The 14,170-nt window shown below is 68.2% G+C and carries 15 protein-coding genes; 10 read left to right on the top strand and 5 right to left on the bottom strand.

Annotation, left to right across the window (positions count from 1 at the left end):
• Nucleotides 1–52 precede the first annotated feature (52 nt).
• Nucleotides 53–751 (top strand): ribulose-phosphate 3-epimerase, encoded by a 699-nt coding sequence (gene rpe, locus B8W69_RS08930; RefSeq protein ID WP_085289466.1) that lies wholly within the window; start codon nucleotides 53–55, stop codon nucleotides 749–751.
• On the top strand, nucleotides 748–1,773 hold the full coding sequence (ribD, locus tag B8W69_RS08925; RefSeq protein WP_085289465.1) for a bifunctional diaminohydroxyphosphoribosylaminopyrimidine deaminase/5-amino-6-(5-phosphoribosylamino)uracil reductase RibD: 1,026 nt from the start codon (nucleotides 748–750) through the stop codon (nucleotides 1,771–1,773). Before rpe ends, ribD begins: the two co-directional genes overlap by 4 nt.
• Here ribD and B8W69_RS08920 read toward each other — a convergent pair.
• Nucleotides 1,770–3,350, bottom strand: a complete 1,581-nt coding sequence (locus tag B8W69_RS08920) for an MFS transporter (RefSeq protein WP_085289464.1) — start codon at nucleotides 3,348–3,350, stop codon at nucleotides 1,770–1,772. The two genes, ribD and B8W69_RS08920, sit on opposite strands and share 4 nt — an antisense overlap.
• Nucleotides 3,347–4,054, bottom strand: a complete 708-nt coding sequence (locus B8W69_RS08915) for an LppX_LprAFG lipoprotein (protein WP_085289463.1) — start codon at nucleotides 4,052–4,054, stop codon at nucleotides 3,347–3,349. The genes B8W69_RS08920 and B8W69_RS08915 overlap by 4 nt, the downstream gene beginning before the upstream one ends.
• 118 nt (nucleotides 4,055–4,172) lie before the next feature.
• On the opposite strand from B8W69_RS08915, the gene B8W69_RS08910 reads away from it, so the two are divergent.
• Nucleotides 4,173–4,772 (top strand): riboflavin synthase, encoded by a 600-nt coding sequence (locus tag B8W69_RS08910; RefSeq protein ID WP_085289462.1) that lies wholly within the window; start codon nucleotides 4,173–4,175, stop codon nucleotides 4,770–4,772.
• A gap of 191 nt (nucleotides 4,773–4,963) precedes the next feature.
• Here the strand turns inward: B8W69_RS08910 and B8W69_RS08905 are convergent, their stop codons facing one another.
• On the bottom strand, nucleotides 4,964–5,332 hold the full coding sequence (locus tag B8W69_RS08905) for an Mtp family mycobacterial-type pilin (RefSeq protein WP_085289461.1): 369 nt from the start codon (nucleotides 5,330–5,332) through the stop codon (nucleotides 4,964–4,966).
• Nucleotides 5,333–5,909: 577 nt separating this feature from the next.
• Between B8W69_RS08905 and B8W69_RS08900 the strand changes: the two genes are divergently transcribed.
• From B8W69_RS08900 to B8W69_RS08890, 3 genes are read left to right on the top strand one after another with little or no spacing between them, the layout of a single operon-like run.
• Nucleotides 5,910–7,187, top strand: coding sequence for a bifunctional 3,4-dihydroxy-2-butanone-4-phosphate synthase/GTP cyclohydrolase II (locus tag B8W69_RS08900; protein WP_085289528.1), 1,278 nt, complete (start codon nucleotides 5,910–5,912; stop codon nucleotides 7,185–7,187).
• Nucleotides 7,188–7,236: 49 nt separating this feature from the next.
• Nucleotides 7,237–7,719 carry a 6,7-dimethyl-8-ribityllumazine synthase gene (gene ribH / locus B8W69_RS08895; protein ID WP_065030832.1) on the top strand — a complete coding sequence of 161 codons (483 nt, stop codon included), beginning with the start codon at nucleotides 7,237–7,239 and terminating at the stop codon, nucleotides 7,717–7,719.
• Nucleotides 7,716–8,186, top strand: a complete 471-nt coding sequence (locus B8W69_RS08890; protein WP_085289460.1) for a PH domain-containing protein — start codon at nucleotides 7,716–7,718, stop codon at nucleotides 8,184–8,186. Before ribH ends, B8W69_RS08890 begins: the two co-directional genes overlap by 4 nt.
• Nucleotides 8,187–8,407: 221 nt before the next feature.
• Here B8W69_RS08890 and B8W69_RS08885 read toward each other — a convergent pair whose 3' ends face one another.
• Both B8W69_RS08885 and B8W69_RS08880 read right to left on the bottom strand, forming a co-directional pair.
• Nucleotides 8,408–8,746 (bottom strand): hemophore-related protein, encoded by a 339-nt coding sequence (locus tag B8W69_RS08885; RefSeq protein WP_085289459.1) that lies wholly within the window; start codon nucleotides 8,744–8,746, stop codon nucleotides 8,408–8,410.
• 115 nt (nucleotides 8,747–8,861) lie between these two features.
• Nucleotides 8,862–9,182: a hypothetical protein gene (locus tag B8W69_RS08880; RefSeq protein ID WP_245843179.1), complete on the bottom strand. Its 321-nt coding sequence runs from the start codon at nucleotides 9,180–9,182 to the stop codon at nucleotides 8,862–8,864.
• A 65-nt stretch (nucleotides 9,183–9,247) separates the two neighbouring features.
• Here B8W69_RS08880 and uvrC point away from each other — a divergent pair, with 65 nt between their 5' ends.
• Genes uvrC through whiA form a run of 4 tightly spaced genes read left to right on the top strand, consistent with a single transcriptional unit; the run spans nucleotide 9,248 to nucleotide 14,146 of the window.
• Nucleotides 9,248–11,191 carry an excinuclease ABC subunit UvrC gene (gene uvrC / locus B8W69_RS08875; protein ID WP_085289458.1) on the top strand — a complete coding sequence of 648 codons (1,944 nt, stop codon included), beginning with the start codon at nucleotides 9,248–9,250 and terminating at the stop codon, nucleotides 11,189–11,191.
• Nucleotides 11,188–12,099, top strand: a complete 912-nt coding sequence (rapZ, locus tag B8W69_RS08870) for an RNase adapter RapZ (protein ID WP_085289457.1) — start codon at nucleotides 11,188–11,190, stop codon at nucleotides 12,097–12,099. The genes uvrC and rapZ overlap by 4 nt, the downstream gene beginning before the upstream one ends.
• Complete coding sequence (gene yvcK, locus B8W69_RS08865; RefSeq protein WP_085289456.1) at nucleotides 12,096–13,172, top strand: uridine diphosphate-N-acetylglucosamine-binding protein YvcK; 1,077 nt, start codon at nucleotides 12,096–12,098, stop codon at nucleotides 13,170–13,172. The genes rapZ and yvcK overlap by 4 nt, the downstream gene beginning before the upstream one ends.
• On the top strand, nucleotides 13,169–14,146 hold the full coding sequence (whiA, locus tag B8W69_RS08860; RefSeq protein WP_040631623.1) for a DNA-binding protein WhiA: 978 nt from the start codon (nucleotides 13,169–13,171) through the stop codon (nucleotides 14,144–14,146). The genes yvcK and whiA overlap by 4 nt, the downstream gene beginning before the upstream one ends.
• The last annotated feature ends 24 nt before the right edge of the window (nucleotides 14,147–14,170 follow it).

Genomic DNA, 14,170 nt, shown 5'->3' with positions numbered 1-14,170 from the left:
CGGGGCCGCGCCGGATGTGAAGCGGGCCGCGCGGCTCAGTAGTCTGGCGCTCATGCCTCCCAATCCGGAACCGTCAAAGGGCCCGCTGATCGCGCCGTCGATCCTTGCCGCTGACTTCTCCCGGCTCGCCGACGAAGCCGCCGCCGTGACCGGCGCCGACTGGCTGCACGTCGATGTGATGGACAACCACTTCGTGCCGAACCTGACCATCGGCCTACCGGTGGTCGAGAGCCTGCTGGCCGCCACGACCATCCCGATGGACTGCCACCTGATGATCGAGAACCCCGACCGCTGGGCGCCTCCCTACGCGGAGGCGGGGGCGTACAACGTCACCTTTCACGCCGAGGCCACCGACAATCCAGTCGGGGTGGCGCGCGACATCCGCGCCGCGGGCGCCAAGGCGGGAATCAGCGTCAAGCCGGGCACCCCGCTGGAGCCTTACCTCGAAATCCTGCCGCAGTTCGACACGCTGCTCATCATGTCGGTCGAGCCCGGCTTCGGCGGCCAGAGCTTTATCCCCGAGGTGCTGAGCAAGGTCCGCACCGCGCGCAAGCTGATCGACGCGGGGGAGCTGACGATCCTGGTCGAAATCGACGGTGGCATCAACGACCACACCATCGAGCAGGCCGCCGAGGCCGGCGTCGATTGCTTCGTCGCCGGGTCGGCCGTGTACGGCGCCGACGACCCAAAGGCCGCGATCGACGCGTTGCGGCGCCAGGCCGCCGGCGCATCCCCGCACCTGCGTCGATGACGCTTCCGCCGGGCGACAGTCTTGCCGCCGCGATGCGCCTGGCGATCGACCAGTCCAACCACGTCAAGGGGACCACGTATCCGAACCCACCGGTGGGGGCGGTCATCCTGGATGCCGGTGGCGAGGTGGTCGGCGTCGGCGCCACCGAACCGGCCGGTGGCGATCACGCCGAGATCCTGGCGCTGCGGCGGGCCGGCGATCTGGCGGTCGGGGGCACCGTGGTGGTCACCCTCGAGCCGTGCAACCACTACGGCAGAACCCCGCCCTGTGTAAACGCCCTGCTCGACGCAAAGGTGGGGACCGTGGTGTACGCCGTCGCCGACCCGAACCCGGAGGCGTCCGGTGGGGCGGCCCGGCTCGAGGAGGCCGGCGTCGCGGTGCAGTCCGGGGTGCTGGCCGACGAGGTGACCGGCGGGCCGCTGCGCGAGTGGCTGCATAAGCAACGGACCGGGCTGCCACACGTGACCTGGAAATACGCTAGCAGCGTCGATGGTCGCAGCGCGGCCGCGGACGGCTCCAGCCAGTGGATTTCCAGCGAGGCCTCCCGGCTGGATCTGCATCGCCGACGCGCGGCCGCCGGAGCGATCGTGGTGGGCACCGGCACGGTGCTGGCCGACGACCCGGCGCTGACCGCGCGGCTGCCCGACGGCTCGCTGGCCGACCGGCAACCGCTGCGAGTGGTCGTCGGGATGCGTGAAATACCTTCGGAGGCAAAGGTTCTCAACGACGATTCGCGAACCATGCTGATCCGCACGCACGACCCGATGGAGGTGCTCAAGGCCGTCTCCGACCGCACCGACGTGCTGCTGGAGGGCGGCCCGACGCTCGCGGGCGCCTTCCTGCGGGCCGGGGTGGTCAACCGGATTTTGGCCTACGTCGCGCCGACGCTGCTGGGCGGTCCCGTCACCGTGGTCGACGACGTGGGCGTGTCCACGATCGGGCGGGCGCTGCGCTGGCAGTTCGACGGCATCGACCGGGTCGGGCCCGACGTGGTGCTCAGCCTGGTGCCGCGCAGCGGCTAGCGCTCACCCAACGAAACCGTTTGCGGCTCGGCTATTTCCGGCTCCTCGGCGTGTTCCTTGCGGCCGCCGATTAGCAGGCCTAGCAGCGCACCGGCGATACAGATCACCACGGTGGCCTCGAAGATGTCGCCGTACATCATTGCGAAGGCCTTGAGGTACATGGTGCCCTGCGCGGCGATGCGCTCCAGCAGGGTGGCGTTGGCCGGGATCGCGGCCGTCAGGCCCGCCACGATCTGGTTGAACCGGTACAGTCCCCACGCGCTGAGTGCGGCGACACCGATCAGCATGCCCGTCATCCGGGCCACCACCACCGCCGCCGAGGCGATGCCGTGTTGGGCGGACGGCACCACCCGCAGCGCGGCGGAGGTCAGCGGCCCGATCACCAGGCCCAGGCCCACCCCGGCCACCAGCAGGTCGGCGTGCAGCACCGGCACGCTGAACACCCCGAAGATGTTGTGCTTCTGGCTCATCACGTCTTGGCGCCAGAAGTGGATCAGCCAGTACCCGTAGGCCGCGATCATCAGCCCGACGAAGGTCATGATGCGGTCACCGACTCGGGTGGCGATCCACCCGCCCAGCACCGCCCCGATCGGCAGTGCGATCAGGAACCACAGCAGCAGCCCGGCGGCCTGGGTCTGGGACTGTCCCAGCACGCCCTGGCCGAACAGTTCGACGTCGACCAGCGTCACCATCAGCGCGGCACCGGCGAACAGCGAGGCACCCAGCGCGGCCAGGAACGGGCGGAAGTGCACACCCGCCGGTTCGATCAGCCGGGTGCGCGCGAAGCGCTCCCAGAGCAGGAAGAGCGCGGCGACCACGACCGCGCCGATGACCAGTGGCAGCCCGTAGCTGGGCAGGATCTGCTTGCCGTCGGGTTGGGGGTTGTACAGACCGATGACGGCGAGGCCCAGGGCGACCGCCAGCAGCACGCCACCGACCAGGTCGACCTTCTCGGGCTCCTCCACCCGTTTGTGCGACGGCAGGCTGAACTGGATCATCACCATCGCGATGAGGGTCAGCGGCACGTTGATCCAGAACACGTAGCGCCAGTCGTGGAACAGGAAGACGATGAAGATCCCGTACAGCGGGCCTAGCACGCTGCCGAGTTCCTGCGCGGCACCGATGCCGCCCAGCACGCCGGCGCGGTTGCGTTGGGACCACAGGTCGGCGCCCAGGGCGAGGGTGACCGGCAGCAGCGCGCCGCTGGCCACACCCTGGATGGTGCGGCCGCCGACCAGCAGGTGGAAGTCGCCCCAGTGGCCGGCCAGCGCGGTGACCACGGAGCCGACGATGAACAGCGCCAGGCTGACCTGCAGCACCAGCTTGCGGCCGAACCGGTCGGATGCGCGGCCCAGCAGCGGCATGGCGGCGATGTAGCCCAGCAGGTACATCGTGATGATCCAGGTGATGCGCTGCAGCTGGTTAATCGGGATGTGAACGTCGGTCATAATGTCGCGCATGATCGTCACGACGACGTAGGCGTCCAGGGCGCCCAGCAGGACCGCCAGGCTGCCCGCGCTGATCGCTACGCGGCGCCCGGTTTGGTGCCCGGTCGGGGCCGCGGTCTCCGCGGTCACGAGCTCACCGGGGGCTTGGTGACCTGAACCTGCTCGCCCCAATTGGACAGGGTGATCTGGGCGGAGTTGCCCGAGCTCTTCTGCAGGTTGGCCTGGACCAGCAGGTGGTCACCGGTCTCCTGGACCCACACCGTGCTCGGCACCGGCTGCGTCGCGTTGAACTGCGGCACGATCTTGTTCACCGCGTCGGCCGAGACATTGCCGGTGATGCGGATGGTGTTCTGCCCGTTGATGTTCTCGCGGCCCTCGGCCTTGGCGTTGCTGAAGTTGGCCAGCGCGTTGCCCAGCCCGTTGTCGGGGTTCAGCAGCACCGAGACGTCGTAGATGTCGGAGGCCTTGCCGAAGTCACTCCACTTGTTCGGGGTGAGGGTGGCGTAGAGGGTTCCGTCGAGCACCACGAAGTTGGCGTCGATGTCGGAGCCGCCCAGGGTGATCGTGGCGTTGCCCGACGCGGCGGTGGCCGGCGCCGTGGTGAGGTCACCGGTCAGCGTCTTGATGGGTAGCCCGGGGATCTTGCCCTGGATGCTCAGAGCGATGTGCGCGCTCTGCACCTTCTTGGTGGCGTCGGCCGACTGCTTCACCAAGGTCGTGCCGTCGGGGAGCGGCGCGCTGCTCTGTTTTGAGCCCGACGAACAGCCGGCGATCAAGGTGGTGGCGAGGGTCAGGGATGCGATGACGGCCGATATACGGCGGCGGGTCTGCATACTCTGCATCGTAGAGGGTGCCGATGACTGCCCTGGTGAACGCGGGGTGCCAGTGTCGTCCGGGCGCGGGTGTTTGCCCTGCTCATCAGCGTGAGTGGGGGCCAATTAGCCTAAGAGGATGTTTACCGGAATTGTCGAGGAACTCGGCGAGGTGACGGCTCGTGACGTCCTTTCGGACGCCGCACGGCTGACCATCCGCGGTGCCGTCGTGACCGCCGACGCGGGCCATGGCGATTCGATCGCCGTCAACGGCGTGTGCCTGACCGTCGCCGAGCTGCTACCGGGCGGGCAGTTCACCGCCGACGTTATGGCCGAATCGCTCAACCGGTCGAACTTGGGCGAATTGCAGGTCGGCAGCCGGGTCAACCTGGAGCGCGCCGCGGCCGTCAACAGCCGGCTGGGCGGGCACATCGTGCAGGGGCACGTCGACGGGACTGGGCGCATCGTGGGCCGGACACCGTCGGAGCACTGGGAAGTGGTGCGCATCGAGATGCCGGCCGAGGTGGCCCGCTACGTCGTGGAAAAGGGGTCGATCACCGTCGACGGGATTTCGTTGACGGTGTCCGCGCTGGGCGGCGAGCCGGGGGACTGGTTCGAAGTCTCGCTGATCCCCACCACCCGCGAATTGACCACGTTGGGCAGCGCTCCGGTCGGCACACAGGTGAACCTCGAGGTCGACGTGATCGCCAAATACGTTGAGCGGTTGATGGCGCGCTAAACCGGGGTCTGCAGCAATCGGGCCTGTCGGGGCTGACTAAGAGATCCTGGTGGTGCTCTCGGGTCACGACGGGTACCGCATGTCCGCCCGCGACCTGTGCAACATCAAGCCGTCATGACAGCAGGCCGCTAGCCGCGGCGTCTCGCGCCGCGACTAACGGCCTGCGTTGGGATCAGCTGGCTACTCGGCTATTACACCGGGCGCCAGTTGGGGCCTTCCCAGTAACCCCAATGGTTCATGTTGGGATCCCAGACGATCTGGGCCCACGGTGCCCACGGTGGCGGCGGTGGCGGCGGCCCCGCCCACGGCGGAGCCCCGTAACCGGCCGGACCACCGTTGTTATCGTCCCAATCGTGACAGCTGTTCCAGTTCTGGTACGGGCCCCAGCCCGGATCCCACTGATCGCCCGGGCACCAGTGGTGGTGATACATAGGCGGAGGAGGAGGCGCCGCCGCAGCGGTGCCCGTGGACAGTCCGAGCGCGGACATGGCCAGGCCGCCGGCCGCGAGCGCGCCGGTACACAGACGGACCCACGGTCGTGTTCGTGTGTTGGTATTCATGCGGCTTGGATTTCCCCGCGCTAATGTGCGCGAAACCCGTTTCCGCCGTTTGCCGGTGTCAAATATCGGGCACAGCCAACACATATCTGCTGCAAAGGCTTTCGGCCTGTACGGGCCTTTCATAGGGTTATTTTTGACACCAGGTGACGATATTGCGGGCTGAGCAAACCATTTTTGGCGGCGCCATCCTGTTTGCGGATTACCTCGAGCCCGAAATCGCCCGGAGCCATTCCCCTCGCGAAAAGGGTTCCTGGCGTCGTGCCCGGTGTCGGCGGCCGGGGCGGCGAAAAATTGTGATCCCGGCAACGATTACGGGGGTCGCGAGGCCCGATCCGACACCGGGATGCCGCGGGGATCCGCGGCGACGAGATATGTGCGCGCTCATCGGATGTGGTCAGGCCGTCGGCGTCGCCAGCCCACTCGGTGGCGCAACGCGATCCGGGACCGTCCCACTGATCAAGCCGTGGCAATAACGGCGCCGCCGCCGTGGTTCATACTGAATGCAACACGTGGGCTTCTCGTGTGAGCCGTTTCGACAGTGTTCCCGCCGGACAGCGGGGACGGCGAGGTAGCAAAGATGACGAGGTTGGACTCCGTCGAGAGGGCGGTTGCCGACATTGCGGCCGGCAAGGCCGTCATCGTCATCGACGACGAGGACCGCGAGAACGAGGGCGATCTGATCTTCGCCGCCGAGAAGGCGACGCCGGAGATGGTGGCCTTCATGGTGCGCTACACCTCGGGATACCTGTGCGTGCCGCTGGACGGCGAGGTCTGCGACCGGCTGGGCCTGCTGCCGATGTACGCGGTGAACCAGGACAAGCACGGCACCGCCTACACGGTCACCGTCGATGCGAGACGGGGTGTGGGCACCGGGATTTCAGCCTCGGACCGGGCCACCACGATGCGGCTGCTGGCCGATCCCACCAGCGTCGCCGACGACTTCACCCGACCGGGTCACGTGGTTCCGTTGCGCGCCAAGGACGGTGGCGTGTTGCGCCGCCCCGGTCACACCGAGGCCGCCGTCGACCTGGCCCGGCTGGCCGGTCTGCAGCCCGCGGGCGCCATCTGCGAGATCGTCAGCCAAAAAGACGAGGGCGCGATGGCGCAGACCGATGAACTGCGGGTGTTCGCCGACGAACACGACCTGGCCATGATCACCATCGCCGACCTGATCGAGTGGCGCCGCAAGCACGAGAAGCACATCGCCCGGATCGCCGAGGCCCGGATACCGACGCGGCACGGCGAATTTCGTGCCATCGGCTACGCCAGCATCTACGAAGAGGTCGAACACGTCGCGCTGGTGCGCGGGGACATCTCCGGGCCGAACTCCGACGGTGACGACGTGCTGGTGCGCGTGCACTCCGAATGCCTGACCGGTGACGTGTTCGGTTCGCGCCGTTGTGATTGCGGGCCGCAGCTGGACGCTGCGATGGCCATGGTCGCCCGCGAGGGACGCGGCATCGTGCTCTACATGCGCGGCCACGAGGGACGCGGCATCGGGCTGATGCACAAGCTGCAGGCCTACCAGCTGCAGGACGCCGGTGAAGACACCGTCGACGCCAACCTCAAGCTCGGATTGCCGGCCGACGCACGAGATTACGGTATCGGCGCGCAGATCCTGGTGGACCTCGGGGTGCGTTCGATGCGGCTGCTGACCAACAACCCTGCGAAGCGGGTCGGGTTGGACGGGTACGGCCTGCACATCATCGAGCGGGTGCCGCTGCCGGTGCGCGCCAACGCGGAGAACATCCGTTACCTGATGACCAAGCGGGACAAGATGGGCCACGACCTGGCCGGGCTGGACGATTTTCACGAATCCGTCCATCTGCCAGGTGAATTCGGCGGTGCTTTGTGAGCCGCGCCGGCGACGATGCAGAGCGAAGTGATGCTGAGGAGTGGCGCCGATGAGCCCCGCCGACGGTGTGCCGGAGGTTCCGCCGCTCGATGCATCCGGCCTGCGACTGGCCCTGGTCGCGAGCACCTGGCACAGCGAAATCTGCGACGCCTTGCTGGCGGGTGCCCGCAAGGTGGCCTCGGAATCGGGTATCGACGACCCGACGGTGATCCGGGTGATCGGCGCGATCGAAATCCCGGTGGTGGCGCAGGAACTCACCCGCAACCACGACGCCGTCGTCGCGCTGGGCGTCGTGATCCGCGGGCAGACACCGCATTTCGAATACGTGTGTGATGCGGTGACGCAGGGCCTTACCCGGGTGTCGTTGGACACTTCCACACCGGTGGCCAACGGCGTGCTGACGACCGACACCGAGGAGCAGGCGTTGGACCGGGCCGGCCTTCCGGAATCGGCCGAGGACAAAGGGGCCCAAGCCACTCTGGCGGCCCTGACCACCGCACTGACCCTGCGTGAGTTGCGCGCTCAGTCGTGACGTCGCCGCCGGACCGCGAGTCCTGGGATGCGGTGCTGCGTCCCCATCGCACACCGCTATTCGCTTATGGAGCGGCGTTTCTCATCGCCGCGGCGCATATCGTGGTGGGCCTGTTGCTCAAGGCGGGGTCAACCGGGGTGGTCTTTCAGACCTCCGATCAGGTGGCGATCGCGGTGCTGGGCCTGGTCATCGCCGGCGTCGTGCTGCTGTTCGCACGGCCGCGGCTGCGAGTGGGGCCGGCCGGCGTTTCGGTGAGAAATCTGTTGGGCGACAAGCTGATCGAGTGGCCGGATGTTGCCGGGGTGTCGTTTCCGGTGGGTCACCGCTGGGCGCGCATCGACCTGCCGGATGACGAGTACATACCGGTGATGGCCATCCAGGCCGTGGACAAGGGCCGCGCGGTGGACGCCATGGACACGGTCCGGTCGCTGCTGGCGCGCTATCGGCCGGACCTGCAGATGCACTGAGCGCTCCACCATCGGCCGATGGCTCTTCAGGCCCGGCTGGGCGCGGCCGCCCGGGTTCTGCTGCTGGCAGCCTGTGACGCGCAGCCTGAGTTCCCGATGGCGGACTGGGCGGCGAAAACGCCGGGCACAGGTCGACGGGCGCACCGCTTAGACGCGGTGGCCCGCCGCCTGGTGGTTCAACTCGTGGGCCGGGAAGCCCAGGCCAGAGCGGTGGAAGGCACTCAGTACCGAGTGCAGTCCGTCATCATTTGCTGGAAGATCGGCAGGGCCTGCTGGGCCCCCTGGTTGTGCTCGATCGCGTGCAGCAGGTTCACCCGCTGATCGGGCGACGATGCCAGGTACTGCTGCAAGAACTGCTGGTTGGGCGGCGATTGGTCGAGGTACTGGGCGGCCATCGGGTTCTCGGCGTGCACCGCCCGCATCGCCTGGTCGTAGCTACAGGTGGTGTGGATCATCGGACCGTAATCGGGATCAGCAGATGCGACCCCGGCCCCAGCGGTCGACGCCAGTGCCAGACCGCCGAGCGCGACGGCCAGTTTGGCCAACGAGCGCTTCATCATTTACGGACTCCCTCCATTGCTCTGCCCCCCACTCTAACGTTGAGCTAGAAGCCTGGTAGCCGGATCGGATGCCGCCCAAACCGCCACGACCGCGCGGGGCCCCGCTACGGGCCTTCTAGCTGCCCGGATGTTCCTTCGTCGGATTCGGGGCTCCAGCTGCTCGGCAACAGCGGCACGGGTCCAGGCCGCCGTCGGCGCGGCGGTAGGCCGCCGGATCCTTATACTCGCCGCCCTTGACCAGCTGCACGGCCGACGGTTCGGGCTGCACATGCTCGATCGTCGACGGCCGAAGGCCCGGCCAGCAGCCGGTCGAAGTAGCCCGGCCGGCAGCGCACTCGTCGAGGAAGGTGTCGACACCGAGGGGCTGCAGCAACCAGGCTAGCGAGGACTCGACGGTAATCCCCTCAAACGTCGTGGTGACCGGTATGCACAACACTAGACCGGCACCCGCACGCGCCCCGCCTTTCTCGGCACCACGCCGGCGGCTACTAGCCTGGATCTGTGCCCGATCCCGCCACCTACCGCCCCGCACCCGGGTCCATCCCGGTCGAGCCCGGCGTCTACCGATTCCGGGATCCGCACGGGCGAGTCATCTACGTCGGCAAGGCCAAGAGCCTGCGCAGCCGGCTGACGTCATACTTCGCCGACATCTCCAGCCTGCACCCGCGAACCCGGCAGATGGTGACCACCGCGGCCAAGGTCGAGTGGACGGTGGTCAACACCGAAGTCGAGGCGCTGCAGCTCGAATACAACTGGATCAAAGAATTCGACCCGCGGTTCAACGTCCGCTATCGCGACGACAAGACCTATCCGGTGCTGGCCGTGACCCTCAACGAGGAGTTCCCGCGGCTGATGGTCTATCGCGGCCCCCGCCGCAAAGGCGTGCGGTATTTCGGGCCATACTCGCACGCGTGGGCCATCCGGGAAACGCTGGACCTGCTCACCCGGGTGTTTCCGGCGCGCACCTGCTCGGCGGGAGTGTTCAAGCGGCACAAACAGATCGACCGTCCCTGCCTGCTCGGCTACATCGACAAATGCTCGGCTCCGTGCATCGGCAGGGTCAGCGCCGAGCAGCACCGTCAGATCGTGGACGATTTCTGCGACTTCCTGTCCGGCAAGACCGACCGGTTCGCCCGGGAGCTGGAACAGCGGATGAACGCCGCGGCCGAGCAGCTCGATTTCGAGCGGGCCGCGCGGCTGCGCGACGACCTGGCCGCGGTGAAGCGGGCGATGGAGAAGCAGGCCGTCGTCCTCGGCGACGGCACCGACGCCGACGTGGTGGCGTTTGCCGACGACGACCTCGAGGCCGCGGTCCAGGTGTTCCACGTCCGCGGCGGCCGGGTGCGCGGCCAGCGCGGCTGGATCGTCGAAATGTCCGCCGACCCTGGCGATTCCGGTGAGGAACAGCTGGTCGAGCAGTTCTTGACCCAGTTCTACGGTGAGCAGGCCGAATTGGGTGGCGCCGCAGACGAATCGGTGAACCCGGTGCCGCGCGAGGTGCTGGTTCCGTGCCTGCCGTCGAATGCCGGCGAGCTGACCAGTTGGCTGTCCGGCTTGCGTGGATCCCGGGTGGTGCTGCGGGTGCCGCAGCGTGGCGACAAACGTGCGCTTGCCGAGACCGTGCAACGCAACGCGAAAGAGGCGTTGCAGCAACACAAACTGAGGCGCGCCGGTGACTTCAACGCCAGATCCGCTGCGCTGCAGAACATCCAGGAGGCACTTGGCCTATCCGACGCGCCGTTGCGCATCGAATGCGTGGACATCAGCCATGTCCAGGGCACCGACGTGGTGGGCTCGCTGGTGGTCTTCGAGGACGGCCTGCCGCGCAAATCGGACTACCGGCACTTCGGCATCCGGGAAGCCGCGGGACAGGGGCGCTCCGACGACGTCGCCTCCATCGCCGAGGTGACCCGGCGCCGCTTCGCGCGGCACCTGAGTGAACAAAACGACCCGAATATGCTTTCGGCGGAAGGAAAGTCTCGTCGGTTCGCCTACCCGCCGAATCTGTACGTCGTCGACGGCGGTGCGCCGCAAGTCAACGCGGCCAGCGCGGTGCTCGAGGAACTCGGCATCACCGACGTCGCGGTGATCGGCCTGGCCAAGCGGCTGGAAGAGGTGTGGGTGCCCTCGGAGCCCGATCCCGTCATCATGCCGCGCAACAGCGAGGGACTTTATTTGCTGCAACGCGTCCGTGACGAGGCGCATCGGTTCGCCATCACCTACCATCGCAGCAAGCGATCCAAGCGAATGACGGCATCGGTGTTGGATTCGGTGCCAGGATTGGGAGAACGTCGCCGCAAGGCACTGGTAAGCCATTTCGGATCGATAGCCCGCCTCAAGGAGGCCACCGTCGACCAGATCACCGCCGTTCCCGGCATCGGGGTGGCAACCGCCACCGCCGTCCTCGAGGCGCTGCGACCCGATCAGTCCGAGGCCGCCCGGTGACGGGCCCAGGTGAGTTCGCGGGCGGCCACTCGGTGGATGCCGCGGCCGGTATCGACGTCGTTCTGGTGACCGGATTATCCGGCGCCGGGCGGGGTACCGCAGCCAAGGTGCTCGAAGACCTCGGCTGGTATGTGGCCGACAACCTGCCCCCGCAGCTGATCACCCGGATGGTCGATTTCGGTCTGGCCGCCGGCTCGCGGATCACCCAGCTCGCGGTGGTGATGGACGTGCGGTCGCGCGGCTTCACCGGCGACCTGGACTCGGTGCGCACCGAGCTGGCTACCCGAAACATCGCCCCGCGCGTGGTCTTCATGGAAGCATCCGACGACATGCTGGTGCGCCGCTATGAACAGAACCGGCGCAGTCACCCGCTGCAGGGCGATCAGACCCTGGCCGAGGGCATCGCCGCCGAGCGCCGGATGCTGGCATCGGTTCGCGCCAACGCCGACCTGATCATCGACACCTCGACGCTGTCGGTGCGCGGCCTGCGCGAGACCATCGAGCGGGCCTTCGCCGGCGTCGCCAGCGCGACCACCAGCGTCACGGTCGAGTCTTTCGGCTTCAAGTACGGCCTGCCGATGGACGCCGACATGGTGATGGATGTGCGGTTCCTGCCGAACCCGCACTGGGTCGACGAATTGCGTCCCCGCACCGGGCAGGACCCCGCGGTGCGGGATTACGTGTTGAGCCAGCCGGGCGCGGCCGAATTCCTCGATGCCTACCATCGATTGCTGTCTCTGGTCGTCGACGGCTACCGCCGGGAGGGCAAGCGCTATATGACGGTGGCCATCGGCTGCACGGGCGGCAAGCATCGCAGCGTCGCGATCGCGGAGGCATTGATGCAGTTGCTCAAGACCGATCCCCAACTGTCGGTGCGGGTGTTGCACCGGGATCTGGGCCGCGAATGACCGAGCCGACGAACCGCGGCATCGTCGCGCTGGGCGGCGGACACGGCCTGTACGCGACGCTGTCGGCGGCCCGCCGGCTGACTCCCTACGTGACCGCCGTGGTGACCGTTGCCGACGACGGTGGTTCGTCCGGCCGGTTGCGTAGCGAGCTGGACGTGGTGCCGCCGGGTGACCTGCGAATGGCATTGGCCGCCTTGGCATCTGACAGCCCACATGGGCGGCTGTGGGCGACCATCCTGCAGCACCGGTTCGGCGGCACCGGCGCCCTGGCCGGGCATCCGATCGGCAACCTGATCCTGGCCGGCCTGTCCGAGGTGCTGGCCGACCCGGTGGCCGCACTCGACGAGCTGGGGCGCATCCTCGGCGTCAAGGGCCGGGTGCTGCCGATGTGCCCGATCGCGCTCCAGATCGAGGCCGACGTCTCCGGCCTGGAATCCGACCCGCGGATGTTCCGGCTGATTCGCGGCCAGGTGGCGATCGCGACCACACCGGGCAAGGTGCGCCGCGTCCGGCTGCTGCCGGACAACCCCCCGGCGACGCGGCAGGCCGTCGACGCCATCATGGCTGCGGATCTGGTGGTGCTGGGCCCCGGGTCGTGGTTCACCAGCGTGATCCCGCATGTGCTGGTGCCCGGGCTGGCCGCGGCGCTGCGGGCGACCACCGCGCGGCGCGCCCTGGTGCTCAATCTGGTGGCAGAGCCGGGGGAGACGGCCGGCTTCTCCGTCGAGCGTCACTTGCACGTGCTGGCCCAGCACGCACCGGAATTCAGCGTGCACGACATCATCATCGACGCCGAACGGGTGCCCAGTGAGCGCGAGCGCGATCAACTGCGCCGTACCGCCACACTGCTTTCGGCCGAGGTCCACTTCGCCGACGTGGCCAGACCTGGTACACCTTTACATGATCCAGGCAAGCTCGCGGCGGCCCTGGACGGGGTCCGGGCGGCCCACAAGGCTCCGGGACCGTCTTCGGTCACGGCCACCGCGGATATTCGGGTCGACGGTGCCAGCCCACCAGCCGGGGGGAGTGGACCGGCCGGCAGCGGACCAAGGGGTGACGACGCGTGGCGATGACGACCGAAGTCAAAGACGAACTGAGCCGCCTCATCGTGAAATCGGTCAGCGCGCGCCGGGCGGAGGTCACGTCCCTGCTGCGATTCGCCGGCGGGCTGCACATCGTCGGCGGCCGCGTGGTGGTCGAGGCCGAGGTGGACCTGGGCAACGTCGCGCGGCGGTTGCGCAAGGACATTTTCGAGCTGTACGGATACAACGCCGTCGTACATGTGTTGTCGGCCAGCGGGATTCGCAAGAGCACCCGGTACGTGCTGCGGGTGGCCAACGACGGTGAGGCGCTGGCGCGCCAGACCGGCCTGCTCGACAACCGCGGCCGCCCGGTGCGCGGACTGCCGGCCCAGGTGGTGGGCGGCAGCGTCGGCGACGCCGAGGCCGCCTGGCGGGGAGCCTTCCTGGCGCACGGGTCGCTGACCGAGCCGGGGCGGTCGTCGGCGCTGGAAGTCAGCTGCCCCGGCCCGGAGGCGGCGCTGGCGCTGGTGGGTGCCGCGCGTCGGCTCGGTGTCAGCGCGAAGGCCCGCGAGGTGCGTGGCGCCGACCGGGTGGTGGTGCGCGACGGCGAGGCGATCGGCGCGCTGCTGACCCGGATGGGCGCCCAGGACACCCGGCTGGTGTGGGAGGAGCGCCGGATGCGGCGCGAGGTCCGGGCCACGGCCAACCGGCTCGCCAACTTCGACGACGCCAACTTGCGCCGCTCGGCGCGGGCTGCGGTCGCGGCCGCGGCCCGGGTGGAGCGGGCGCTGGAGATCCTGGGCGACACCGTTCCCGACCATTTGGCCTCGGCCGGCAAGCTGCGCGTCGAGCACCGGCAGGCATCACTGGAGGAGCTCGGCCGGCTCGCCGACCCTCCGATGACGAAAGATGCTGTGGCGGGCCGTATTCGGCGGCTGCTGTCGATGGCCGATCGAAAGGCGAAGGTCGAGGGCATCCCCGATACCGAGTCGGCGGTGACGCCGGATTTGCTTGAGGACGCGTAACTGGTCGCGCCAATCGCTGTTCGC

The sequence above is a fragment of the Mycolicibacterium vulneris genome, from assembly GCF_002104765.1.
Lineage (GTDB): Bacteria > Actinomycetota > Actinomycetes > Mycobacteriales > Mycobacteriaceae > Mycobacterium > Mycobacterium vulneris.
Note: the sequence above shows the minus strand (reverse complement) of the source record. Positions and strands in the feature narration are given on the sequence as shown.

What these genes read in the sequence shown, in the direction of transcription:
- ribD (WP_085289465.1), top strand. Translation starts at nt 748, where the DNA reads ATGACGCTTCCGCCGGGCGACAGTCTTGCCGCCGCGATGCGCCTGGCG.
- B8W69_RS08905 (WP_085289461.1), bottom strand. Translation starts at nt 5,332, where the DNA reads ATGAATACCAACACACGAACACGACCGTGGGTCCGTCTGTGTACCGGC.
- B8W69_RS08885 (WP_085289459.1), bottom strand. Translation starts at nt 8,746, where the DNA reads ATGATGAAGCGCTCGTTGGCCAAACTGGCCGTCGCGCTCGGCGGTCTG.
- ribH (WP_065030832.1), top strand. Translation starts at nt 7,237, where the DNA reads ATGAGCCCCGCCGACGGTGTGCCGGAGGTTCCGCCGCTCGATGCATCC.
- B8W69_RS08910 (WP_085289462.1), top strand. Translation starts at nt 4,173, where the DNA reads ATGTTTACCGGAATTGTCGAGGAACTCGGCGAGGTGACGGCTCGTGAC.
- whiA (WP_040631623.1), top strand. Translation starts at nt 13,169, where the DNA reads ATGACGACCGAAGTCAAAGACGAACTGAGCCGCCTCATCGTGAAATCG.
- rpe (WP_085289466.1), top strand. Translation starts at nt 53, where the DNA reads ATGCCTCCCAATCCGGAACCGTCAAAGGGCCCGCTGATCGCGCCGTCG.
- B8W69_RS08900 (WP_085289528.1), top strand. Translation starts at nt 5,910, where the DNA reads ATGACGAGGTTGGACTCCGTCGAGAGGGCGGTTGCCGACATTGCGGCC.
- yvcK (WP_085289456.1), top strand. Translation starts at nt 12,096, where the DNA reads ATGACCGAGCCGACGAACCGCGGCATCGTCGCGCTGGGCGGCGGACAC.
- B8W69_RS08915 (WP_085289463.1), bottom strand. Translation starts at nt 4,054, where the DNA reads ATGCAGACCCGCCGCCGTATATCGGCCGTCATCGCATCCCTGACCCTC.